This is a genomic window from Carnobacterium mobile DSM 4848 (assembly GCF_000744825.1).
Taxonomy (GTDB): Bacteria; Bacillota; Bacilli; order Lactobacillales; family Carnobacteriaceae; genus Carnobacterium_A; species Carnobacterium_A mobile.
Map to the genome: position 1 here is coordinate 1305720 of NZ_JQMR01000001.1, position 22624 is coordinate 1328343.

21 protein-coding genes are annotated in these 22624 nt (G+C 38.4%); all 21 read right to left on the reverse strand.

Translation table 11 applies throughout. The annotated features are described in order from the left end of the window. Positions 1–447: 447 nt before the first annotated feature. Positions 448–1335 carry a UTP--glucose-1-phosphate uridylyltransferase GalU gene (gene galU, locus BR87_RS06110; protein WP_035029920.1) on the reverse strand — a complete coding sequence of 296 codons (888 nt, stop codon included), beginning with the start codon at positions 1333–1335 and terminating at the stop codon, positions 448–450. Between the two features lie 38 nt (positions 1336–1373). Continuing rightward, positions 1374–2381, reverse strand: a complete 1008-nt coding sequence (locus BR87_RS06115; RefSeq protein WP_035029923.1) for an NAD(P)H-dependent glycerol-3-phosphate dehydrogenase — start codon at positions 2379–2381, stop codon at positions 1374–1376. Positions 2382–2518: 137 nt separating this feature from the next. Then, on the reverse strand, positions 2519–3385 hold the full coding sequence (gene lgt, locus BR87_RS06120) for a prolipoprotein diacylglyceryl transferase (RefSeq protein WP_035029926.1): 867 nt from the start codon (positions 3383–3385) through the stop codon (positions 2519–2521). A 20-nt stretch (positions 3386–3405) separates the two neighbouring features. Continuing rightward, positions 3406–4341, reverse strand: coding sequence for an HPr(Ser) kinase/phosphatase (hprK, locus tag BR87_RS06125; RefSeq protein WP_035029929.1), 936 nt, complete (start codon positions 4339–4341; stop codon positions 3406–3408). A gap of 189 nt (positions 4342–4530) precedes the next feature. Further along, on the reverse strand, positions 4531–4881 hold the full coding sequence (locus BR87_RS06130) for a phage holin family protein (RefSeq protein WP_035029932.1): 351 nt from the start codon (positions 4879–4881) through the stop codon (positions 4531–4533). After that, positions 4881–5189: a PspC domain-containing protein gene (locus BR87_RS06135; protein ID WP_035029933.1), complete on the reverse strand. Its 309-nt coding sequence runs from the start codon at positions 5187–5189 to the stop codon at positions 4881–4883. Before BR87_RS06135 ends, BR87_RS06130 begins: the two co-directional genes overlap by 1 nt. A gap of 71 nt (positions 5190–5260) precedes the next feature. Continuing rightward, positions 5261–6835 (reverse strand): daptomycin-sensing surface protein LiaX, encoded by a 1575-nt coding sequence (gene liaX / locus BR87_RS06140; protein WP_035029937.1) that lies wholly within the window; start codon positions 6833–6835, stop codon positions 5261–5263. A gap of 585 nt (positions 6836–7420) precedes the next feature. Further along, positions 7421–10258: an excinuclease ABC subunit UvrA gene (uvrA, locus tag BR87_RS06145; RefSeq protein WP_035029940.1), complete on the reverse strand. Its 2838-nt coding sequence runs from the start codon at positions 10256–10258 to the stop codon at positions 7421–7423. Between the two features lie 172 nt (positions 10259–10430). Beyond that, positions 10431–11063 (reverse strand): HD domain-containing protein, encoded by a 633-nt coding sequence (locus BR87_RS06150; protein ID WP_035029943.1) that lies wholly within the window; start codon positions 11061–11063, stop codon positions 10431–10433. Between the two features lie 99 nt (positions 11064–11162). Further along, complete coding sequence (locus BR87_RS06155; RefSeq protein WP_035029946.1) at positions 11163–11471, reverse strand: ArsR/SmtB family transcription factor; 309 nt, start codon at positions 11469–11471, stop codon at positions 11163–11165. A gap of 524 nt (positions 11472–11995) precedes the next feature. After that, positions 11996–12685, reverse strand: a complete 690-nt coding sequence (phoU, locus tag BR87_RS06160) for a phosphate signaling complex protein PhoU (RefSeq protein ID WP_035029949.1) — start codon at positions 12683–12685, stop codon at positions 11996–11998. Between the two features lie 47 nt (positions 12686–12732). Further along, positions 12733–13497, reverse strand: coding sequence for a phosphate ABC transporter ATP-binding protein PstB (pstB, locus tag BR87_RS06165; RefSeq protein WP_035029952.1), 765 nt, complete (start codon positions 13495–13497; stop codon positions 12733–12735). Positions 13498–13508: 11 nt separating this feature from the next. Further along, positions 13509–14315 (reverse strand): phosphate ABC transporter ATP-binding protein PstB, encoded by an 807-nt coding sequence (gene pstB / locus BR87_RS06170; protein WP_035029955.1) that lies wholly within the window; start codon positions 14313–14315, stop codon positions 13509–13511. A gap of 40 nt (positions 14316–14355) precedes the next feature. Beyond that, the gene (gene pstA, locus BR87_RS06175) at positions 14356–15240 is read right to left on the reverse strand and encodes a phosphate ABC transporter permease PstA (RefSeq protein ID WP_035029958.1); all 885 of its coding nucleotides are present in this window, start codon (positions 15238–15240) and stop codon (positions 14356–14358) included. A gap of 1 nt (position 15241) precedes the next feature. Continuing rightward, positions 15242–16162 carry a phosphate ABC transporter permease subunit PstC gene (gene pstC, locus BR87_RS06180; protein WP_035029961.1) on the reverse strand — a complete coding sequence of 307 codons (921 nt, stop codon included), beginning with the start codon at positions 16160–16162 and terminating at the stop codon, positions 15242–15244. 116 nt (positions 16163–16278) lie between these two features. Further along, positions 16279–17121, reverse strand: a complete 843-nt coding sequence (locus tag BR87_RS06185) for a phosphate ABC transporter substrate-binding protein PstS family protein (RefSeq protein ID WP_035032886.1) — start codon at positions 17119–17121, stop codon at positions 16279–16281. A gap of 1027 nt (positions 17122–18148) precedes the next feature. Continuing rightward, positions 18149–18820: a phosphate signaling complex protein PhoU gene (gene phoU / locus BR87_RS06190; protein WP_035029964.1), complete on the reverse strand. Its 672-nt coding sequence runs from the start codon at positions 18818–18820 to the stop codon at positions 18149–18151. Between the two features lie 29 nt (positions 18821–18849). After that, positions 18850–19602, reverse strand: coding sequence for a phosphate ABC transporter ATP-binding protein PstB (gene pstB, locus BR87_RS06195; protein ID WP_035029968.1), 753 nt, complete (start codon positions 19600–19602; stop codon positions 18850–18852). Further along, on the reverse strand, positions 19599–20417 hold the full coding sequence (gene pstA / locus BR87_RS06200) for a phosphate ABC transporter permease PstA (RefSeq protein WP_035029971.1): 819 nt from the start codon (positions 20415–20417) through the stop codon (positions 19599–19601). Before pstA (BR87_RS06200) ends, pstB (BR87_RS06195) begins: the two co-directional genes overlap by 4 nt. Beyond that, on the reverse strand, positions 20414–21262 hold the full coding sequence (gene pstC, locus BR87_RS06205; RefSeq protein ID WP_035032889.1) for a phosphate ABC transporter permease subunit PstC: 849 nt from the start codon (positions 21260–21262) through the stop codon (positions 20414–20416). Before pstC (BR87_RS06205) ends, pstA (BR87_RS06200) begins: the two co-directional genes overlap by 4 nt. A 181-nt stretch (positions 21263–21443) precedes the next feature. Further along, positions 21444–22352 (reverse strand): substrate-binding domain-containing protein, encoded by a 909-nt coding sequence (locus BR87_RS06210; RefSeq protein ID WP_035029974.1) that lies wholly within the window; start codon positions 22350–22352, stop codon positions 21444–21446. Positions 22353–22624 lie beyond the last annotated feature (272 nt).

Genomic DNA, 22624 nt, shown 5'->3' on the forward strand with positions numbered 1-22624 from the left:
TAATTAGTCGCAAAATACCAAAAATGATAAATCGCCAATAAGAAAATGCTGATACAGCAGTCTTTCTTATTGGCGATTTTTATTTTAACCACATTTACAGCCTTAGAGCTCCATGGGCTCGCCAACAACGTGATTTATTCCAACAGAACGAATCTTGCTACTTTTTTAAAGCTCGGCTATTTTATGTGTAGGTTGGACGTATTTATGGTAATTCAGGATATTTCGTCCAAAAAGCACAAGACTTAGACAAATAACTGCTAAAACATAGGTTGTTCGTCCAAAATACACGCATTAGAGACAAACTTTCACTATATCATAGGTTGTTCGTCCGAAAAACACGCATTAGAGACAAACTTTCACTATATCATAGGCTGTCTGTCCAAAATAGCTAAAAAAGAACGGGGTGGAGACAAAAGTCTCCATCCCGTTCTTTCCTATTTGAAATTGTTACTTTTCATCTTCTTCAAGTTTTTGGCCTAATTCAATAATGTAATCATGCAAAGCATCTTTAACTTCATTGTGTTTTAAGCCATATTGAATACTTGTCTTTAAGAACCCAAACTTATCTCCTACATCATAACGTGTACCTTTGAATTCGTGTGCGAAAACGCGTTGTGTCTTGTTGAGTGTGTCAATGGCATCCGTCAATTGAATCTCACCGCCAGCACCCGGCTCTTGTTTTTCTAAAATTTCAAAGATTTCCGGTGTTAAAAGGTAACGACCAATGATTGCTAAATCACTTGGTGCATCTTCCGGTGCTGGTTTTTCCACGAAACGTTTTACGTTATAAGTAGTTTCATCTACTTGTGCTTCGGGATCGATAATACCATATTTAGAAGTATCTTCATGAGGTACTTTCATGACGGCGATATTAGATGCATGGGTTTTATCGTATCCATTAATCAATTGTTTTGTTAGCGGAACTTCATCTTCCATCAAATCATCGCCAAGCATTACCACAAACGGTTCATTTCCAATAAATGCTTTCGCTTGTAAAACAGCATGCCCAAGACCTTTCGGATAAGACTGACGAACAAAGAACAGGTTTAACCCCGTTGTTTCTTCGACTAATTCCAATAGAGCCAATTTGTCTTTTGCTCTTAAATTTTCTTCCAGTTCTGGATTTGAATCAAAGTGATCTTCAATAGGTCGCTTACTTTTCCCAGTTACGATCAAAATATCCTCAATTCCAGAATTAATAGCTTCTTCTACGATAAACTGAATGGTAGGTTTGTCTACGATTGGCAGCATTTCTTTCGCCATCGCTTTTGTAGCTGGTAAAAATCGTGTTCCTAATCCTGCAGCCGGAATGACTGCTTTACGTACTTTTTGCATTTATTTTTCCTCCAATACTTGATAGCTATCTGACTAGCCTAATAGCCTTCTGATTTTCCGCCGCGAGTCATTAATGAGGCGACAGCTTCTTTAACATCTGCTTCATTATACAATACATTATAAATTGCTGCAGTAATTGGCATCTCGATTTCTTTTTCCTGTGCCAACTCGTAAGCAGCTTTAGTAGTGGAAATCCCTTCCACTACCATTTCCATCTGGTCAAGTACTGCTGCTAAAGTCTTTCCTTGCCCTAATAGGTTTCCTGCTTGCCAGTTCCTTGAATGGACGCTGGTACACGTTACAATCAAGTCGCCTACACCGCTCAATCCTAGAAAAGTAATCGGGTCTGCACCAAATGCTACTCCTAAACGGCTGATTTCTGCTAAGCCACGAGTCATTAAGGCCGCTTTGGCATTGTCACCATAACCTAAACCATGGAGAGCTCCAGCGCCTACCGCAATAATATTCTTTAAAGCTGCTCCAAGCTCTACTCCGATAATATCTTGATTTGTATAAATCCTGAAATAATCATTCATAAACAAATCTTGCACAAAAATGGCTGCTTCCATATCGGCTGATGCAGAAGTAATGGTTGTTAAATCTTTGACTGCCACTTCTTCCGCATGACTTGGCCCAGATAAAGCAACGATTGCTTTTCGTTTTTCAACAGGAATTTCTTCTTCCAAAATAACAGAAATCCGCTTATGTGTTTCTTGCTCCAGTCCCTTACTAGCGTGGACAATGACTACCGGTTCTGATAAACAACCGGCAACTTTACTGGCTACCTCACGAATAGCTTTAGTCGGAACAACAAACAACACAGCATCTACTGCTTCAAGTGCTTGCGCTAAATCTGAATAAGCCTTGATTCTTGTTGAAAGAATCGTTTCCGGCAAATACGATTTATTTGTATGTGTCTGGTTGATTTCATCTACTTGCTGCTGTTTATGACTCCATAAACGAACTTCGTGTCCATTTTCTTCGAGTACCATTGATAAGGCGGTTCCCCAAGAACCAGCCCCTAGCACAGCGATTGTTTTTGGCATTTTATTGTATCTCCTTTTTCCTTCTCTTATTCACTTGTTTTATGTTCGCTTTTTTAGTGCAATCCTCTGTGTTCTTTCTGTCTTTGATGAATCTCAGCTGATTACCCAGCTTATTTTCTTCAAGTAGTCTCTTTCACCTATTTTTCCGGATGAGCAGAAGCAGTGCTTTCTTTTTCATCTGGTGTTAAGCCTGCTGAATAATAAGGCACCGGCGGGTAGTCTTGACAGCGGATAAACCAAATAACTAGTGCAGCAATAAACAACACTACAGATAAAGCTTGAGATACACGCAACCAATCTACTAACCAAAGGCTATCTGTCCGCAAACCTTCAATAAAGAAGCGGCCTAATGAATACCATAAAACATAAGTCAAAGCTACTTCACCACGACGCAACAAATTTTTTCGACGGCGTAAAAAGAGAATGACCACAAAACCAAGTAAACTCCATAAAGATTCATATAAAAAAGTAGGGTGATAGTAAACGCCATTAATATTCATTTGATTAATAATAAATTCAGGCAGATGCAGCTTTTCTAAAAAACTACGAGTTACTTCGCCGCCATGCGCTTCCTGGTTAATAAAGTTTCCCCAGCGTCCGATTGCTTGAGCTAATAAGACATTAGGAGCAAGTATATCGAGTACCAACCAAATTGGGATCCCCCTTTTTTTAGTAAACCAATACACCGTCAATCCACCAGCGATCAAGCCGCCGTAAATCGCAATACCACCATTCCAAATAGCTAAAATTTGATCAGGGTTCTGTAAATAATAACCTAATTCAAATAGTACATAATACAAACGTGCACCAATAAACGCTATTGGCAAAGCCCACAGAGCCATATCAATTATATGGTCTCCTTCAAGTCCTTTTTTTTCTGCTTCTTTCATACTCAAAAAGATAGCCACAAAGATCGCAGCAGCAATAATTACACCATACCAGTGAACTTCAAGAGGCCCTAATGAAAATGCGATTGGATCAATTGCATTAACTAAAACATTCATTTTCTAATCCCCTTTTTCTTTTAAATCTCTTCTGAATTACGTTTAATCAACGTTTCAAGATTTCTTTCAAACGTTTCCGTAGCGTTGTATCCCATTTGTTTTGCACGATAGTTCATCGCTGCTGATTCAATAATAACAGCTAAGTTACGTCCCGTTTTGACTGGAATAGAAATCAACGGCACATCAACATCAAAAATACGCCTTTTTTCCTCACCACTGCCTAGGCGATCAAACTTAGTCTTTTTATCCCATAATTCTAAATTAACGATCAGATTCACTACTTTGCTTAGACGAATCGCTCCTACGCCAAATAAGTTAGCTACATCAATAATCCCAATTCCTCGTATCTCGATTAAATTACGTAAGATTTCAGGTGGTTCACCGACAATTTTATTTTCTCCAATCATATGCAATTCTACGCGGTCATCCGCTACTAAACGATGTCCTCTTTGTATTAACTCTAACGCTGTTTCGCTTTTCCCTACACCGCTATCTCCAGTGATCATAACTCCCATACCGTAAATATCGATTAAAACACCATGAACAGATTTTCGTTCAGCTAATCTTTCTTCCAAGAAGTTCGTGACATTACTGGCTAATCGTGTAGTGGCATGCGCTGATGATAACAAGGGAATTTCTTTTTCAGAAGTGGCTTGAATCAATTCTTCCGGCAAAGTTAAATTACGCGAAACTAAAAACGCTGGAGTATTCGGTTGACACATTCGACGGAAAACCAGCAAACGTTCATCACTCGTCATTCGTTCTGAGAATGAAATTTCTGTTCTGCCGAACAATTGCAAACGTTCTTGTGGGTAATAATTAAAATAACCCGTTAATTCTAGTCCCGGACGCGAAAGGTCATTGGTAATAATTGGGCGATTTAAAAATTCCTCTCCGTTATGTACAGTTAACTTCAGAGAGTCTACTAATTCTTTTACCGTTACGCTATTAGTCATCCTCTATTCTCCTCTATGCTCCATTGAGCAGATTCTTATTTTACTTTTTTATCCCTCTGCATAAAATCTGCTTATGCCTTTCAGTTTACCATTTTACCCCCTATGAATAAAGGAATTCCCTATTTTTTTAGCTAAAAAAAGAAGACAAGCTTTTTCAGCTTGCCTTCTTTCTTCATTTCGTATTCTTTGCTATCTGTTATTGCCAAGTTGTTTTCCAATCAGCGTATTAGCAAGTGACATTAAAATCGTCACTATGACTGTCGTTCCAAATGTCCTAAATTGAAACCCTGAGCCAACGATCGCTGCAGTCAAACTTAACATACTTGCATTGATAATGATGCTAAATAAGCCCAAGGTCAGAATCGTGATGGGTAAGGATAAGAGAAGCAAAATCGGTTTGACAGCCATATTCAATAACGCAAGAACTAAACTGGCAGCTAAAGCTATCCAAATGTTTGCCACATAAAAGGAATGTTGAAAGAAACCTGATAAAGCTAGAAACAACAAGGCATTAATAAGAACTCCTTGCCATAACTTCACTAAAAGTCACTCCAATCATCATCGTTTGATTTTTCAGCTTCTTTTACTTTTTCAGCTTCTTTACGCGGTTTTTTGCTAGAATGCATGCCATTAAACCCATTGAATCCATCATAATGTGTTGAACCAGGTGCTTCAGGAATGACCAAAGCTAAAATAATATAGAGAATAATAGGCGAACCTACTCCGAAAAAGATAGCAATTGCATAAATGATACGTAGAATACTTGGATCAAAGCCAAAATATTCTGCTATCCCTCCTAATACTCCGCTAACTAATCGATTATCTCTTGATTTTGTCAATTTTTTCATTTTCTTCACCTCTTAAAAGTTATATAGTTTACTGGGAAATAAGGCTCACCCTATTTCCCAAGTTGTTTATTTTATTCCGTGTCTTTCATTAAAATATTTCCTGTTGTCGTGCTGACTATGATGCTAACCGGTGTTCCTTCTTGATAACGTCTAAATTCAAGCAATTGATTTGTCCGGTCTTTTTTCTCTTTCGTTACTTCAACTTTTTCCATCCGGTTTTGGATAGTTCCTAAGTTGCTTTTTGCATTTCCTTCAATGCTCAATTCTTTTGGTACGGAAACTTTAACTGTTCCGTTAACAGAAGAAGCTTCTAAGCGTTGCAGATCTGTTCCAGAAATCGTCACTTTAACGGTTCCATTGACAGTGGATAAGTTTGCTCCTTGGAAACTGCCGCGTGTCACAATTCCGCCGTTGATACTATTGACTAATAAATCTCTTACATCGCTGTCAACCACTGTAACCGTTCCGTTAACACCCTCTGTTTCTAACATGGTAGCAGTCAGCTTTTCAAAGTACATGTTTCCATTCGTGCATTTAGCATAGACATCTTTTCCATCAAATTCTTCGAATTTAACATTTCCATTCAGCAATTTAACAGCGGTATGGTCATATGTCCGTTCTGGCAAATAAAAAGTCACATCACAGCGAATCCGTTTATTAGGAACATGGAATAACAGTTTTTCTTCTGTCACTTCAATTGTACTCCGTTTCAAAAAGGCTTCAAATGGATTATCTGAATCAACTTTGCCATAGAATTTGATATCTGCTTCGATTTTAAGGTCTTCGCCTTGCCAATTTTTGAAAAGCACATCTCCGTTAGCCACTTTAACATCAATAATTGAAGCTGTGCTGTCTGGATAATTAAACTCATGAGTAAATTTTGTAACGGCTAAACCTGGGACGCGCACATTCACGTCTTTCCAGTCTACATTTTCCATTACGGAAGAGAACGTGTTTTTCATTAATTTGCCGAATTGATTTCCCACTTCCGACATTTTTCCGCTAACTTGATTAATAGTTTCACTTGCTGCATCTTTCCAATCATCCGGCAATTCAAACTTATCTGCTAATTGTTTCTTTTGTGAATTCCATTGTTTTTGTCTGACCGAGCGTAATTGCTCCGTTAACTTTTCTTTTTCTTCTTCATGATCGGCTAATTGTGCTTCAAGTTCTTCTATTTCATGGCTGATTTGTTTTAATTCTGGTTCTTTCTCTGCATCTAGTTCATCTAAATCTTCCATAGTCTCTAAGACCATCCGCTTTTCTTTAGCTATTTTCAGCTGGTCCTTAACGTCAGTGATTTCCACATTTTTATTGTCTAATTCAACAGAGTATTTGGTTGCTTCATTGGCTAGTTCTTCTAGAATAGCTTCTAAACGCAACCGGTCTTTTTCTTGTTCTTCTGCATATTTTTCTTCCCCATTTTGAAGTTTTTCTTCGGATGGATCTTCTGGTCTAGGTTCTTTAGGTTTTGACTCAGGAGAAGCAGGCTGTTTAGGTTCTATGGGTTTTTGAACATTTGATTGGTCTTTTTTAACTGCTTCTTCGCCTTCTTTTTTTGCAATATTTTCAAGTAAGATAAGCGCTTCTTCAGTTGAAATAATCCCTTGTTTAACTAGATCGAGTATTCTTTCTCTTTCCTTCATGTTATTGTTCCTCCTTATGATGTTCTATCTACTAGTACTTTATAAGTGGCCAGTTCTATAATTTATGTGCATAAGCTTTTTTGATCTGTCTTTATTATGCTGGACTAATAGCTTTTTGTCATAGGTCTTTAGAACGATTTTCATATGGTTACTTAGTCGGAATCTCTTTGTATCTTTATTTTAACATGAAAGGGAAAAGCTTAGCCAACGAAAGACTACTAAATAAATTTTCGGTTCTTTATCGAATTGTGTTGGTCATGCTTAATAATGAAATTTCCTCCGGAATTTACGCGTCTGCTTGCAAGAGCCATGGGAACGACTGGAGCCTTTCATGTCTCCAGCCTTTCAAGCCTCAAACGAAGCCTAACCGCTTCGTAATTCGCATTGAATCCTTTACATGGCTGCAAAGAGCCGCTATTCCTCCGAAAATTTCAAGTTGTGGAATAGACTCATTCTTCTTACCAACACTAAAAATAATAGAACCAAATTTTCTAGATCATTCTACACAAAAAGCGTCGTTCCTAGCTGCTGGAGCGACGCTTTTGCTTGGTAAATCATACTATTTCTACTTATTTGCTAGCTTTTCTATTGACGAGCATTGTCTCTAGCCAAGATTTTTTTCAAATAATAACCTGTGTGGCTACCTGTCGATTCTGCTACTTTTTCAGGGGTTCCTGTCACTAGGATCGTTCCACCGCCTGCTCCGCCTTCTGGTCCTAGATCAATGACATAATCTGCTGTCTTGATCACATCTAGATTATGTTCAATGACTAAAACGGTGTTTCCCGCTTCTACTAAGCGATTCAACACTTCTAATAAGCGGGCAATATCTTCTGTGTGCAGACCCGTAGTAGGCTCATCTAAAATATAAAAATTCTTGCCGTCTGATCTTTTATGCAGCTCACTTGCCAGTTTCATCCGTTGGGCTTCACCTCCGGATAATGTTGTGGCCGGTTGTCCCAACGTAATGTACCCTAATCCTACATCAATGATGGTTTGCAATTTACGGTGTATCTTAGGAATGTGCTCAAAAAAGATAACCGCTTCTTCAACCGTCATATTGAGTACTTCAGAAATATTTTTCCCTTTATACCGTACTTCCAATGTTTCTGAATTATACCGTGTGCCATGGCATATTTCACATGGAACATACACATCTGGTAAAAAGTGCATTTCAATTTTTAGGATTCCGTCTCCTCGACAAGCTTCACAACGGCCGCCTTTCACATTAAAACTAAATCGTCCTTTTTTATATCCTCTTATTTTGGCTTCGTTTGTTGAAGCAAATAGGTCTCGGATATCATCAAACACACTAGTATAAGTGGCCGGGTTGCTGCGGGGAGTTCGTCCAATTGGACTTTGATCGATATCAATAATTTTTTCTAATTTTTCATAACCCGTCATCTTGGTATATTTTCCAGGCTTTTGTTTAGATCGGTTGAGTTCACGAGATAAGGCTTTTTTCAATATTCCGTTGACTAGCGTACTCTTACCAGATCCGGAAACACCCGTAACCGCTACAAGTCGACCTAAAGGAAACTTAACAGACAGGTTCTTTAAATTATTTTCAGCTGCCCCTGTAATCTGTATAGCTCCTTTGTCTTCTGTTCGGCGTTGTTTTGGTACAGGGATAAACTTTTTACCGGATAAATAAGCACCCGTTAAAGAATTTGGATCATTTGCCACTTCTTCCGGTGTTCCATAAGCTACAATTTCGCCGCCTTTTTCACCAGCGCCTGGTCCAATATCAATCAGATAGTCTGCAGCAAGCATCGTATCTTCATCGTGTTCAACGACTACTAGAGTGTTTCCTAGATCTCTCATTTTCTTCAACGAATCAATCAACCGGTTATTGTCTCGCTGGTGCAAGCCGATAGAAGGTTCATCTAGGATATACAACACACCGGAAAGATTCGAACCGATTTGAGTAGCCAGCCGAATTCGCTGCGCTTCTCCACCAGATAATGTCCCTGCTCTTCTGCTTAATGTTAGATAATTCAAGCCCACATTGCTCAAAAAGCTTAAACGATCATGAACTTCTTTCAAAATCGGTTTTGCTACCATACTTTCTTGTGTCGAAAGCGTCAATTCACTAAAAAAGCCGATTGCCTCTTCAATGGGATAATCGCTGACTTCGCCAATATCTTTATCTGCTAATTTTACGGCTAATGCTTGACGATTCAATCGTTTCCCTTTACAGGTCTGACAAGTTAATTCAGTCATATACAACCGCATTTGGTCTCTTGTAAAATCACTATTGGTTTCTTTGTAGCGTCTTGCAATATTGCGAAGTACGCCTTCAAAAGGAATATCCACATCTCGAATGCCGCCAAAGTCGTTTTTATAGTGGAAATGAAATAAGGCACCATTAGATCCTTCTAAAATAAATCGTTGTTCCTTTTCAGTCAACTTTTCAAACGGTGTATCCATATCAATATTAAATTTTTTACATGCTTGTTCTAATAATTGTGGATAATAATTTGAACTGATCGGTTTCCATGGCAGCACAGCGCCTTCTCGTAAAGTCATGGATTTTTCTGGTATCACCAAATCGATATCTACTTCTAACTTGACTCCTAATCCATCACAATCTTCACAAGCCCCAAATGGAGCATTAAATGAAAACAGACGAGGTTCCAGCTCTCCTACCGTAAAACCACAATAGGGACAAGCATAATGTTCACTGAATAAAACCTCTTCTTTGCCCATAATATCTGCAAGTGCATATCCTTCTGCTAAACGGAGTGCTGCTTCAAAAGAGTCAAATAAGCGTGAACGTATCCCTTCTTTAACGACGATCCGGTCAATGACGATTTCAATGGTATGCTTTTTGTTTTTCTCTAATTCAATATCATCTGAAATATCATACATTTCTTTGTCGACTCGCAAACGCACATAACCTTCGCTTTTGATTTTATCAAAAACTTTTTTATGTTGGCCTTTTTTTTCGACGACAATAGGAGCTAAAATTTGAACACGGGTACCTTCAGGGTATTCTAAAACACGGTCTACCATTTGTTCAACAGATTGACTGGTAATCTCAGTTCCGTCATTTGGACAAATCGGGTGACCGACTCGTGCATACAGCAAACGCAGATAGTCATTGATTTCCGTGACAGTTCCCACTGTAGAACGAGGATTTTTACTAGTTGTTTTTTGATCGATCGAAATCGCTGGACTTAATCCATCGATACTGTCAACATCCGGTTTATCCATTTGGCCAAGGAATTGCCGGGCATAGGCAGATAAACTTTCGACATAACGCCTTTGTCCTTCTGCATATAATGTATCAAACGCTAATGAACTTTTTCCCGAACCCGACAAGCCTGTCAGGACAACTAATTGGTCTCTTGGAATAGTTACATCGATGTTTTTTAAATTATGTGAGCGGGCGCCATGAATTTCAATTTTATCATTTCGCATTTGGTTTCTCCCTTTTATGGTGAATTTTAATGTTGCTTTTTCTAGATTAGAATGGGTTCTTCTAGTTTAACGCAAATCACAAAAAATAGGATAGCAAAGTGCTTCCTATTTTAGATCTCTTTAGTTTATTATAACACACTTTTTTCTTTTAGCGAACGTTTGTTCGTGATTTTTATTCTGCTAAAATGCGTTGCGATATTTCTTGTAATTGTGCCTGGTTTGTAAAGTTGCCGCTTAATAATTCCGGTAAGATTTCATTTAAAAAATATTGAACACTGTTTAAATGATCAAATTGCAGAATGGTCTTCAAAGATTCTTCATAGATTTCAGTAAAGACACTTTCAGGATTGCCTTTTTGAATTTCTCCAAAAGACTCATATAATAAATCTACTTTATCAGCTACAGATAAAATTTCTCCTTCAAGTGTTGCATCTTTTCCTTCTTTGAGACGCTTTGAATACGCTTCTTGAAATTCAGCTGGAATTTCATTTTTAATAAAATTCTCCGTCATTGATTCTTCAACATCTGCCAGCATCTCTCTTAATTGTGGCGTTGCGTATTTGACCGGTGTTTTGATATCACCGATAAACAACTCTGAATAGTCATGATTAAGAGCTTTTTCATAAAGTGAACGCCAATCAACTGTTTTTCCGCTTTGCTCCTCTACTGTTCCTAAAAACTGAGCAATATTAGTCACTTTAAATGAATGAGCAGCAACTGAGTGTTCTTCATACTTAAACTTTCCTGGGCAGCGAAAAATACTTTCTAAATCGCTTAAACTTTTAATGTATTGATGCATTCCCATTGAACTCATCCTTTCCTAACCAAATTTTTACTAGTCTAACACAGAACATCTATAGAAGCAAAAATTCTTATCGAGTTGGAATATGGTCTTCTTTCTTTTTTAACCTTCATTGATATGGATGATTCCTTGGTCTAAGATTCCATACACATGTTGGTCCATCTGGCTGTAGAGCATACTTTTGCCTTTTCTGCGGGATTTTACTAAGCGAGCTGTTTTCAATACTTTTAATTGATGAGAAACAGCCGACTGTTCCATCTTCATAACGGTTGCGATGGTTCCTACGTTTAATTCTTGGTTTTCTAATAAGTATAAAATCGCTATTCGTGTGGGATCGCTAATGATTTTAAAAAGTTTACTGACTTCTTGAATAGTTTTGTCATCTAGTAATAAAGGTTCCTGTTGGTCCATCTGCTTGCTCCTCACTAACACGACTCAACATATGCGTGTTTATTCATATGATTATTTTACCACAATTTCTTTTTAAAGTAATGTCTGGCAACTGGCACACACCTTAAAAATCAGTGAGAAATCAGATTTTTCCAAGCAGCTATTTTATATGAACAGCTGATCCAAACCAAAATAAGTTGATCCAAAAAGATAAGAAATAGGGTTCTACAACATTTGATGTTGGTCAGAAAAAATGATTTAGATATACATCTCAACCATTTCTGGAGGAAGAGGGAGTTGCTTGTAGCCATGTAAAGGATACAAAGAGAATTACTTAGCGTTAGGCTTTAGCCCTTACGCTAAGTTTGACAATTGTAAGTTTTGAGATGCGTTTTTTGGCTCAAAACGGTCCCATGGCTTTCCACAAGCAACGCCATATTCCGGAGGAAATTTTATTACCAACGCTAAAAAATAAAGAACCAGAAATAAAGAAGCTGTTTGCAAATTCTAATACGTTGAATTCGCAGACAGCTTCTTTATTATCATTACTGGCCTTTGAACAGGCGGTCATTTTTATTGTTCGTATTTAATTCAGTCATTTTCCCTGTATCTAAGTAAATGATCCATTCACAAATGTTGGTCACATAATCGCCAATACGTTCAATAAATCCAGCTACCAACATATAGTCGGAAGCACCTAAAACAATTTCCGGATCGGCTTTCATCTGTTTAATGCAGGCTTGATAGATTTTTCTAAAATCATCATCAACTGCTACATCGCTTAAAGCTACTTTTTCAGCTTTGTCTGCATCTGAAACTACATATGCATCCAGGACATCTTGAACCATTACTTTGACTTTTTCCGACATCTCAGCAATTTGAGCTTCGATCTCATAGTCGCGCTTGTTTCCTTTTACTCGGATGGTCGACTTAGCAATACTAACTGCGTGATCTCCCATTCTTTCTAAATCAGCGCTTGCTTTCATAATCGTCACTATTTTACGCAAGTCAGTTGTCACAGGTTGTTGCAAAGCAATCAATTCAAAACATCTATTTTCTAAGTCTACTTCGTACTTATTGATGACCCTGTCTCCTATGATAACTTCTTTAGCCAATTCTTTATCATGATTCACAAAAGCTTTAACTGATTTATAGACTGCTTCATTCACTCCTTTTCCCATTTGAAAAAAGCGAATGTGTAGATCATTCAATTCTTCTTCGAATACACGTCTCATTTGCTACCACTCCTATTTGCCATCTTACAGCTTATTATACCTATGAATTACCCAAAACGTCCAGAAATATAATCTTCCGTTTCTTTTTTACGAGGATTGGTAAAGATTTGGCGAGTTTCGCCGTGTTCAATTAAGTGGCCATTTAAGAAAAAAGCAGTATTATCAGAAATCCGGGAAGCTTGCTGCATATTGTGTGTAACGATAATCATTGTATAATCGTCTTTCAAGTCCAACAACATCCGTTCAATTTTCCCACTAGAAACTGGATCTAACGCACTAGTCGGTTCATCCAGTAAAATGATCGCTGGTTCGACAGCTAAAACTCTGGCAATACAGACCCGTTGTTGTTGTCCGCCAGAAAGCGCTAAGGCACTTTTGTGTAATTTGTCTTTCACATCATCCCAGACAGCTGCCTTCTTCAAACTCATTTCTACAATTTCTTCTATTTTCTTTTTATCTTTCATACCAGCGATCCGTAAACCGTAAGCCACATTTTCAAAAACTGAAAATGGAAAAGGGTTCGGTTGTTGAAAAACCATCCCGATTTTTTTTCTTAATTCCACTGTATCCATTTTAGGACTGTAAATATCTTTTTGTTCAAACGTTACATTACCTGTGATAGTAACATCTGGAATTAAATCATTCATGCGATTCAATGTTCTTAAATAGGTAGACTTTCCGCATCCGCTGGGACCAATCAAAGCCGTGATTTCATGCGGTGAAAAGTCTAATGAAATACCTTTTAAGGCTTCTTTTTTTCCATAATACAAATGAACGTCTTTAGATTCAATAATATGATTTTCTTTATTCACGTTGCTTCCTCCTAACCAAAGTGACCTGAAACATAGTCTTCAGTTGATTGTATTTTTGGTCGCGTAAAGACTTTTCTTGTTTCATCGTATTCAATCACATTTCCCGTATAAAAAAATGCTGTGTAGTCACTGATACGAGAGGCTTGTTGCATATTATGCGTCACAATGATAATCGAATAATTTTCACGTAATTGCAGCAATGTTTCTTCTACTTGACTCGTAGAGATCGGATCTAATGCACTTGCCGGTTCATCTAATAATAAAATATCCGGTTTTAAAGCGATCGCACGTGCAATACATAGGCGTTGTTGTTGCCCGCCAGATAACGCTAAAGCACTTTTATGCAAATCATCTTTTACTTGTTCCCATAAAGCAGCTTGTTTTAAACTGGTTTCCACAGCTTCATCTAAGGTTGCTTTGTCTTTGATGCCATGACGCTTCAATGCAAAACTAATATTATCGTAAATCGATTTACTGAAAGGATTAGGTCGTTGAAAAACCATTCCAATATTTTTACGCATTTCGTATACATCTGTTTCCGCAGAGTTGATATTTTTACCTTTATACATAATTTCACCTGTCACTTTGGCAATTTGGATTTCGTCATTCATCCGATTTAACGAACGTAAATAAGTCGATTTCCCGCAGCCGCTCGGACCAATTAATGAAGTGATTTTATTTTCTTCAAATTCTAATGATACGCCTTTAATGGCTTCATTTTGTCCATACCAAACATGTAAATCTTTCGTTGACAAATCAACTGATGCAGTAGGTTTCATCTTAAGAATATTTGTTTCAAGGTTTGTTTGTTCTGGCATTATTTTTCCTCCTTGAGTGATTTAAACAATCCGGTATCTTTTATCCCGCTGTAGCTTTTTTCTGCAATTTCTTCCCTAAATAACGGGCACCCAAGTTAAATAGCAATACGGCAATGATCAACACAGCCGAAGCACCTGCTGAGACTTGCACTCCATCCGGCATTACACCTTCGCTGTTGATTTTCCAAATATGAACAGCTAAAGTTTCAGCTGGACGCATCACATTTAATGGACTTGAGATCGAGATCGGGTTCCAATTGGTAAAGTCTAATGCAGGTGCACTTTGTCCTGCTGTGTAAATCAATGCAGCAGCTTCACCGAAGATCCGGCCTGCAGCTAAAATCATTCCTGTTAAAATACCTGGTAAGGCAGCAGGCAAAATGACACGCGTCACCGTTTCCCAACGTGACAATCCCAATGCCAATCCTGCTTCCCGCTGAGTTAACGGTATGGTTCTAAGTGAATCTTCAATTGTTCTCGTCAAAAGAGGCAAGTTGAACAAGGTCAGTGCCATCGCTCCAGAAAGAATCGAAAAGCCTAATCCCCATTGTAAAACAAACACTAAAAATCCAAATAATCCCACAACAACAGAAGGAAGAGAACTTAAAACTTCAATAATAGTTCGGATAAAATCAGTTAGAAAGTTTTTTCTAGCATATTCTGACAAGTAAATGGCTGCCCCTAAAGACAAAGGAGTACTAATCAACATTGTCAATATCAGCAGGTAAAATGAATTGTACAATTGAATAACAATTCCGCCGCCCCGCTGAAATGATTTTGAAGGTGTCGTTAGAAATTCCCAAGAAATTTGAGGAACTCCGCGCCAAAGAATAAAAGCTAATAAGCTGAACAAAATCAAGACAATGATTCCAGAAATAACATATAAAAATCCAACTGCTAGTTTATCTACTTTTTTTGCATTCATCTTAATTCATGGCTCCTTTCTTTCCAATCCAGCGTGTTAAAATATTAAAGAAGAGGGCCATCGCCAACAGAATCAAAGCTAAAGACCAAAGGACATCATTTTCAAGCGTGCCCATTACCGTATTCCCCATATTCATCGTAAGGATACTAGTCAGCGTTGAAGCCGGTGTAATTAAATTAGTCGGCAAGATAGCGGCATTCCCGATTACCATTTGGACAGCTAAAGCTTCGCCAAAAGCACGAGCCATTCCAAAAACAACGGCTGTCAGCAAGCCAGGAGTTGCGCTTCTTAGCACTACTTTATAAATCGTTTGCCACCTCGTTGCACCTAAAGCCAAAGAAGCTTCCCGGTAATGACGGGGAACTGATTTTAACGTATCCACTGACATACTGGTAACAGTCGGCAAGATCATCACAAATAATACGACTGTAGCAGATAACATGCCAAATCCGCTGCCGCCAAAAGTATTCCGCATAAAAGGAACCACAACGGATAACCCGATGAAGCCATAAACAACAGAAGGAATTCCAACTAATAGCTCGATAACCGGCTGCAAGATCTTTTTCCCAACTGTGGGCGAAATTTCAGTCATAAAAATAGCGGCACCAACGGCAAAAGGAGTGGCTACCACCGCAGATAATAAGGTAACAATAAATGAGCCGGCAATCATCGGCAATGCGCCTGTCAATGGCTGACCGTCTTCACCGACATTTCCCGGATTCCAGACTGAACCGGTTAGAAAACGGCTCAATGAAACACCGTCTTTAGTAAATGTGGAAATTCCTTTGCTTGCTACAAAATATAAAATAGACAATACAACAAACACAATAAATACAATACACAAAAAACTAACTGTTTTTCCTATTTTTTCAAGTCTGCCTTTACCGGAATGTTCTGCTAGTTTTTTTTGAATGTCTTCCAAAAGAAGCCCTCCTCTTATTCTTTTTCTATTCCTTACAAGAAGATGCCGAGTTAATGAAACGGCCGCCTTCTTTACTTATACTCTTCAGCAGTCAGGTTCGTTTTTCCTTTTTTCGTTTAAGGAACTTCAGTCGTGTTTCCTGCTGCGTCTCGTTCTACTTGCATCGTATTAGCCGGGATATACCCAAGAGCTTCTATCAAGGTGCTTTGAACTTCCTCAGACATAATGTAAGCTAGAAAATCTTTTGTCAAACCAGTGGGTTCACCATTTGTATACATATGTTCATAAGACCAGATGATCCATTCATTTGTTTTAACATTTTCGTCCGTTGGTTCTATTCCGTCGATAGACAAAGTTTCCACAGTATCGTCTACATAAGAAAATGCAACATAACTGATGGTCCCAGGCGTACTTGCCACAATTTGTCGTACTGTTCCACTAGATTCTTGTTCTTGAGTAACGATACTTTTTTTACCTTCCGGCAGTACCCAACGGTCAAAAGTTGAACGTGTTCCACTTCCTGAAGAACGGTTCAAAACAGTAATGGTCAAGTCTTTACCGCCCAATTCTTTCCAATTCGTAATTTCTCCCGTAAAAATTTTCCCTAAATCTTCCAAACTAATATCTGTTACTCCTGTGCCCGGTGTAACAATCGGCGTAATGCCGACTACCGCAACTCGGTGGTCAACTAATTTTGAAGCGTCGATTCCACTTTTTTCTTCTGCAAAAATATCTGAATTGCCAATTTCTACGGCATTGGCAGCAATTTGTCCCAATCCTGTTCCGCTTCCTCCGCCTTGTACATTAATAAATTTACCAAAATTCTCAGCTCCAAATTGTTCTCCGGCAGCTTCAACAAGCGGTTGCAACGCTGAAGAACCCACAGCTGTGATTGATTCTTCTCCTTCTACTGGTCCACAAGCTGTTAAAAAAATACCTAACGCCGCTATTACCATCATATTAATTTTTTTAAATTTCACGATTTGACCTCCTCGGTATTTACATAAAACACATACTCTCTCATCATAACTTATTTTTGTAAAAGTTTACTCGTTAAATTGTAAATTTTGTGTAAACGAAGTACAGTTTTTATTTTTATCTTAGCGCTTTTGCCTTTAAAGCGCAAAGATAAAGCCATCTTGCCAGCTCTTTGTACTAGGAAAAAGGGTATGGTTCTTTCTCGTCATTTTCTCATTAAGAAAAGCGGGCAAGCCTACTTTGACCTCCCTAAAAATAGAGGATACGACTTGGGGAGCAACGCTCCTTTCGTCGCCTTATACTGGTACCCTACGAGATGAATCTCTTAAAGTACCAACAAATGAGCCTACTATGCAATTGCTAGGAGACTTCCAGCTTTAGCTGGTTACGTCGACTGGTATAAAGCTCGCGTAGCGAGACTATAGGCATTTTGATAAGAGCTTTTTTCTTGGTTTTTTATTCTTTTGTTCGCTAGACCGGCTCTACCAGACATTTCACTCTTGTTTCTTGCTTTGTTTGTTCGATAGACTGCCTCTACCAGACAACTCACTCTTGTTTCTTGCTTCGTTTGTTCGATAGACCGACTCTACCAGACAACTCACTCTTGTTTTCTGCTTCGTTTGTTCGCTAGACTGCCTCTACCAGACAACTCACTCTTGTTTTCTGCTTCGTTTGTTCGATAGACTGCCTCTACCAGACAACTCACTCTTGTTTTCTGCTTTGTTTGTTCGATAGACCGACTCTATCGGACATTTCTACCCTGTTTTCCGCTTCTTTTGTTCGATAGACTGCCTCTATCAGACAACTCTTCCTCGGTTTCCGCTTCTTTTGTTCGCTAGACCGACTCTACCAGACATTTCATCCTTCACTAACTGCGGAACAAAATAAAAGGCTATAAAAGTTTAAACTTCCCCTATTTTCCTACACTTTTTTATAATACCCTACTCTACAAATAAAAACCCAGTTTGTTACTTGAGCAAGTAGCTCATCTCAAGTAACAAACTGGGTTTAATTAAATGTATGATTCGAATTCAATTCTGTAATTTTTCCAGTTTCAAGGTAAATAACCCATTCACAAATATTCGTTACATAATCGCCGATTCGTTCTAAGTATCTTGAGACTAAAAGATAATCCGTACCGCATATAACCAGTTCCGGGTCTGCTTTCATTTCTTCAATGCATTGTTCAAAGATTTCTTTAGATAATGCATTAATAGCGTCATCACTATCAGCAGTTTGTCGAGCTTGCTGCACGTCTTTTTTGAGGTAAGCTTCTAACGCCGCTCTAACGATCACTTTCACTTTTTCGGAAAGTTCCGCAATTTTGACTTCAATCTGAGGGATCCGCTTTGTACCTTTTACACGAATCGTAGATCTTGCAATGCTGACTGCGTGATCTCCCATGCGTTCCAAATCAGCACAAGCTTTCATAACTGTTACAATTCTGCGTAAATCACTGGTGACAGGTTGCTGCAATGCAATCAACTCAAAGCATTTCTTTTCCAAAGTCAGTTCTAATTCATTGATTTGGTGATCATGATCAATCACTTCTTGTGCCAGTTCTTTATCATGGTTAATAAATGATTTAACAGATTTATAAATCGCTTCATTGACCATCATTCCCATTTCCGAAAAATGGTGGTGCAATGAGGTCAGTTCTTCTTCAAAAGTTTGTCTCATTTGATCCTCTCCTTAATAGATAATTGTATTTAACCAAAGCGCCCCGAAATATAATCTTCCGTTTCTTTTTTTTGAGGACGAGTAAACATTTTTCTGGTTTCGCCAAATTCAATCATGCGTCCATTTAAAAAGAAAGCTGTTTTGTCTGATATTCGCGAAGCTTGCTGCATGTTATGCGTTACCATAACAAGAGTATAATCTTTTTTTAATACAGTTACCAGTTCTTCAATCTTTGCTGTGGAAATAGGATCTAACGCACTTGTTGGTTCGTCCAGCAACAACACTTCTGGTTCGACCGCTAGTGCACGAGCGATACAAAGCCGCTGTTGTTGCCCTCCTGATAAAGATAAGGCACTTTTTTTCAAATTATTTTTGACTTCTTCCCAAATAGCCGCTTCGCGCAAACTTTTTTCAACCAATTCATCTAACTTTTGTTTATTTTTGATGCCATGTGTTCTGGGTCCATAGGCTATATTATCATAAATACTCATTGGAAAAGGATTGGGTTGTTGAAAAACCATTCCTACCCTTTTGCGCAAGTGATTAACATTGCATTCTTTTGCATAGATATCCTCATTATCCATTTTTATTTCCCCATTGATCGTACATCCTTCAATTAGATCATTCATTCGATTTAAACTCTTGATCAATGTTGATTTACCGCATCCCGATGGCCCTATAAAAGCTGTGATTTCATTTTTCAAAATCGTTAAATCGATATGATGGAGCGCTTGAAATTCTCCATAAAACAAATCCATCTCTTTGATTGTCACTTTACTCATTTTATTGTCTCCTTTGTTAATCGGCTGCTAAGGTAAGTTGAAATGCCATTGATAATCAAAACGATTAAGATCAAAACAACTCCTGTAGCGTAGGATTCATTGACGTGTTGCCCTTCGCTGGATAATACATACATATGTAACGCTAGTGTTCTCCCAGAAGAAAACAGACTGTCCGGTAAATTAGTCGAAGTTCCCATTGTGTACATCAAAGCCGCTGTTTCTCCGACTACTCGTCCGCTAGCTAAAATGACACCCGATAAAATGCCTGGCATTGCAACAGGCAACACTACTTTAAAGATTGTTCTTAATTTTCCTGCTCCTAAGCCAAAACTAGCTTGTCGTAACGAGTCATTAACGGAAAGCAGCGCTTCCTCAGTTGAGCGGATAATCAACGGTAAAATCATCATCACAGCTGTTAATACACCAGCTAGAAGAGAATACTGGAATTGCAAAAATGTGACAAAAAACAGCATTCCGAACAAGCCGTACACAATCGATGGGATGGCCGCCAAGGTATCTGTTGCCATTCGAATCAATCCCACTACTTTATTGCTTTTTTTAGCGTATTCGACCAAATAAAAGCCGGTAAACACTCCGATCGGCGTAGCTATCAGTAAGGTTAATCCAACAACCATAAACGTTGTCAGCAAAGCTGGCAATAAAGAAACATTATTGGTTGTGTATTTCCAAGAAAAAAGAGACGCCGTCAAATGCGGCAGTCCTTTGATTAACATAAAACCGATAATGAAAAACAATGAACCAAAAGTCAGTGCCGCAGCAAGATAAATAAAACTTTTCATTACTTTACTACTCATTTGACGGTCTCCTTTCGTTTAATCAGCATAAAGATTCCATTAATCAGTAGAATGAAACCAAATAACACCACAGCTGTTGCAATAAGTGCTTCTCGGTGCTGACCAGCAGCATAAGACATTTCTAAAACAATGTTCGTTGTAAGTGTCCGAACTCCTTGGGTAAATGCTTCAGGAATCCGTGGTTGATTTCCAGCCACCAAAACAACGGCCATCGTTTCACCGATGGCGCGTCCGACTCCTAAAACGATTGAAGATAAAATACCCGATTTTGCTGCTGGCAAGATGACTTTCATTACTGATCGTTCATGAGTTGCTCCTAAAGCAAGACTGCCGCTGTAATAGCTTTCTGGAACGGCACGAATGGCTGACTCTGACATTCCAATAATGGTCGGCAAGATCATCACGCCTAATAACAGCATAACTGTCAGCATGTTCATTCCAGTCCCGCCAAAAAGACCGCGCATCAGCGGTACGATTAATTGCAACGCAAAGAAGCCGTATACAATAGAGGGAATCGCAGCCATCAAGTTGACTGCAGGTTTTAACAATTTATATAACTTAGGCGGGCAGAACTTAGCCATAAACACAGCTGTTAGCACTCCGATTGGTACACCGATCACTACTGCCCCTAGCGTAACGGAAACAGACCCCACGATCATGGGCAATATCCCAAAAGCTGCAGGAGTATTTGATGGCGTCCATTTTTCTCCTAGCAAAAAATTACTTAATCCATATTTTGCAATAAAGGGCAAGCCTCCAGCAAATACGAATACACCTATCAAGACGATCGCCAACACAGATATTAAAGCTGAAAATAGGAAGACACCTTGCATAAAAAAATCCATTTTTTTTACTTTTATTCCATTTGCTTGCTTATTCTTCAATACAATCACTCAAATCTATTTAGTATTCTCCAACTCATCCAAATGAATAAGACTCTTTTTAATCAGGAATAAAAACAGACCAGTGTGTCCTAGTCTGTTTGAATTTCACTGCTTCGTACTCTCTGTTTGGATTAAAAACAGCTTAATTTGCTGTTTCTTCCCAAGTAGTCACTTCTCCTGTAAAGATCTTTTTTACATGCTCCATCGTTAGGTCATCAATCGTATTTTCCTGATTCACAATAACGGCAATTCCATCCATTGCGAGAACTTCTGACTTTAGTTCAGCTTGTTCTTCTTCCTTTAATTCGCGAGAAGCCATGCCTATATCTGCTGTTCCGTCCATAGCTGCTGCAATCCCAGCAGAAGATCCATTCGAAGTGATATCGATCGTAACATCTGGATTCAATGCTTGGTATTCTTCAACTAAAACTTCCATAACTGGTGTGACAGAAGTCGAACCGACAATACTGATCTTTCCTGATAATTTTTCGGGAGCAGCATAATCTGGAGCATTTTCGCCAGCTTCAACATATCCTTCGTTTACGATGATTTCTTGTCCTTGTTGACTAAACATAAAATCCCAAAAATCTTGTGCGATCTCACTTAAATTATCTTTATACACTACATTGAAAGGACGTGCAATTGCATATGAACCGTCTTTAACCGTTTCACCTGTTGGCTCAACTCCTTCAATTTTAACTGCTTTAACCTTCTCATTTAATGAGCCTAGTGAAATATAACCGATCGCTGTTGCATCGCCGGAGACAGAAGTCATTACTCCATCTGTACTGTTTTGTATCGCTGCTTCTGTGTACGTATTATCTACTTCATTGCCATCAGCATCTTCTTCTAATATCCCTGTGATTTCAGTAAATGCACCACGCGTTCCAGAACCATCTTCGCGGGAAATAACATGGATCGTTTGAGAGGCATCAAATTCTCCTCCAGATGTACTGGTTCCTTTTGCATCGGAAGCTGAATTGCCGCAAGCAGCTAAAAATAGTCCCATTCCTAAAGCTAACACTAATTTTGATGCTTTTTTTGTATACATATGATTCCATCCTTTTTTAAAGTGTTGGACTTCTTTTCGACTTGTCCACATCTCTTATAGTAAAGGTTATCTGTTAATTCTATTCTCTCTTTATGTAATGTTTCTGTAGACATTTGTAAATGAATTGCAAAGTTGTAAAGATAAGAAAAAGTGTGGATCAGCGTCATTTCATTGACACGCTAGACAATAAAGTCAAAAAAAAAAAGCTTATAAACCCTACTCTTTAAGTCTTCGATCACTCTATAAAAAAAAGACTAGAAAAAGCAAACGAA

Coding starts and splice junctions, on each gene's coding strand:
- BR87_RS06115 (WP_035029923.1), bottom strand. CDS start 2,381: ATGCCAAAAACAATCGCTGTGCTAGGGGCTGGTTCTTGGGGAACCGCC.
- pstC (WP_035032889.1), bottom strand. CDS start 21,262: ATGGATTTTTTTATGCAAGGTGTCTTCCTATTTTCAGCTTTAATATCT.
- pstA (WP_035029958.1), bottom strand. CDS start 15,240: ATGAATGCAAAAAAAGTAGATAAACTAGCAGTTGGATTTTTATATGTT.
- BR87_RS06155 (WP_035029946.1), bottom strand. CDS start 11,471: ATGGACCAACAGGAACCTTTATTACTAGATGACAAAACTATTCAAGAA.
- BR87_RS06150 (WP_035029943.1), bottom strand. CDS start 11,063: ATGGGAATGCATCAATACATTAAAAGTTTAAGCGATTTAGAAAGTATT.
- phoU (WP_035029964.1), bottom strand. CDS start 18,820: ATGAGACAAACTTTTGAAGAAGAACTGACCTCATTGCACCACCATTTT.
- lgt (WP_035029926.1), bottom strand. CDS start 3,385: ATGAATGTTTTAGTTAATGCAATTGATCCAATCGCATTTTCATTAGGG.
- phoU (WP_035029949.1), bottom strand. CDS start 12,685: ATGAGACGTGTATTCGAAGAAGAATTGAATGATCTACACATTCGCTTT.
- pstB (WP_035029955.1), bottom strand. CDS start 14,315: ATGCCAGAACAAACAAACCTTGAAACAAATATTCTTAAGATGAAACCT.
- hprK (WP_035029929.1), bottom strand. CDS start 4,341: ATGACTAATAGCGTAACGGTAAAAGAATTAGTAGACTCTCTGAAGTTA.
- pstA (WP_035029971.1), bottom strand. CDS start 20,417: ATGAGTAGTAAAGTAATGAAAAGTTTTATTTATCTTGCTGCGGCACTG.
- BR87_RS06210 (WP_035029974.1), bottom strand. CDS start 22,352: ATGTATACAAAAAAAGCATCAAAATTAGTGTTAGCTTTAGGAATGGGA.
- BR87_RS06185 (WP_035032886.1), bottom strand. CDS start 17,121: ATGATGGTAATAGCGGCGTTAGGTATTTTTTTAACAGCTTGTGGACCA.
- pstB (WP_035029968.1), bottom strand. CDS start 19,602: ATGAGTAAAGTGACAATCAAAGAGATGGATTTGTTTTATGGAGAATTT.
- uvrA (WP_035029940.1), bottom strand. CDS start 10,258: ATGCGAAATGATAAAATTGAAATTCATGGCGCCCGCTCACATAATTTA.
- liaX (WP_035029937.1), bottom strand. CDS start 6,835: ATGAAGGAAAGAGAAAGAATACTCGATCTAGTTAAACAAGGGATTATT.
- BR87_RS06135 (WP_035029933.1), bottom strand. CDS start 5,189: ATGAAAAAATTGACAAAATCAAGAGATAATCGATTAGTTAGCGGAGTA.
- galU (WP_035029920.1), bottom strand. CDS start 1,335: ATGCAAAAAGTACGTAAAGCAGTCATTCCGGCTGCAGGATTAGGAACA.